Source organism: Thermoplasmata archaeon, assembly GCA_035632695.1.
Classification (GTDB): Archaea; Thermoplasmatota; Thermoplasmata; order RBG-16-68-12; family RBG-16-68-12; genus RBG-16-68-12.
In genome coordinates, this window is record DASQGG010000165.1 from 1 (window position 1) to 1,508 (window position 1,508).

Consider the following 1,508-nt stretch of genomic DNA (forward strand, 5'->3'; position numbering starts at 1 on the left):
ACGAACGCGGCGTCTATAGCGTGAGCAGTGAGAACGTCCCGGAGGCTGCAGTAGCGTATGAAGAAACCTACCTAATCGAAGTCTTGTCCGAACACGGACTCACAGTTCTCAGGACAGACTATGGCAATTGGTCCGGAAGAATCGTGCCCCCAAACTACCATCCGAATGTTCTCTACCAAGACACGTACATTCTCGCGAGAACGCAAGAGCGGGCATAACCGGAGGGCCAGGGCCTGAATGCAACCTGGAACTTGCTACTGTCCGGCATTCTGCCTCTTCTCTATCCCCGACCTGTCGGCAATGGTTGTGCGAGAGGGAAACAGGCCAACGCGTCACGAGTCGAGCCTCTTCCGATCTCCCTTCGTCGATGGATCTCGTCACCGAACGCTTCCAGCATCCCCACCACCATCGCCGCGCTTCCGTCCGCGCAATTACCACGACGGCATCAGCCACCGTTGCGGAATCTCATCCAGCAAGCCCTTCCTCCAGTGCGCGTACCTCCCGCCTTGGCACGCTGTCGCCTGCCCAACCAGGCGCTCCACGAGCTTGCTCCCCCCCCGTCCGGTTCGTACTGCGCCGGGCGCAATCCGGGGACCTCACGCACTCCTACCGGGAGCTCCGCCCCCTTCGTAGCCGCTCGGAACGGGCTTCACCCATCCGGAGGCACGACAATCGACCGTCATCGGTGAACGGAATCGTCTAGCCAAGATCGACGCTCAGAATCTGCAGCCATCTAAGTTCGCCGCGGCTCCGCGGTTGCGACGGGGACCCGAGGAAGGCACTCATTGCCGAGGGACCCGACTCCCTAGTAATCCGAAGGGGCGCCCACGGCGTACATCATGAGGTCGGGCCGGCACTGGTGGACGAGGTGGTAGTGGGCCGCGTACCCGATGTTGATCGGGTCCCCCAGGATCCAGACGAGCTTGCGGCGGCCGTAGCGGCCGGACGACTCGGTGGCGGAGCCGATGAGCCCGTGCATCTCGAGGTCTTGCAGGAAATCGAGGAACCGGCGGCGGCCCTTCGGGCACAGGTTCCAGAAGGCCGCTTGCCTGCAGTAACGCTTGAACACCACGTCCGTCGGCACGGCCGGATTCTCGGGGGGCGTGACCTTCCCTTCGTCCGCAATTGTCCCGTACGCCTCGTTCGCGGCCAGGCTCAGGGCGTTGACGAGGACGATCTCCTGGATCGGCAGGTCCTGAATCACGCGGGTGGTCCGCTCCGCCTGCAAGACGGTGTCGGCCCGCTCCACGTGGCACAGCTCGACGCGTGCCGCGCCCTCGGCGTCGGCAACCTCCCCGGCGGTCCGAAGCAGGTCGAGGGCCCGGCGGGCGTCGCCGTGCTCTTCCGCGGCTAGCCGTGCGCACCGTCGCAGGACCCCGGGGGCGAGGGTCTCAGGACGGAAGGCGTCGCGCCGCCCCTCGATGATCGCCAGGATCTCGTCCTCCCGATACGGCGGGAAGTACACGGAGGCGGTCCCCATCCGAGACCGCACGCGGCTGTCCAGGAGG

General features: G+C 65.0%; 2 protein-coding genes. One reads left to right on the top strand and one right to left on the bottom strand.

Annotated elements, in window-relative coordinates; genetic code table 11:
* Window positions 1–218, top strand: a 218-nt coding sequence (locus VEY12_10300) for a hypothetical protein (protein ID HYM40509.1), incomplete at its 5' end; no start/stop codon positions are given.
* A 587-nt stretch (window positions 219–805) separates the two neighbouring features.
* Here the strand turns inward: VEY12_10300 and VEY12_10305 are convergent.
* Window positions 806–1,508: hypothetical protein (locus VEY12_10305; protein ID HYM40510.1), on the bottom strand; the 703-nt coding region annotated here is incomplete at its 5' end.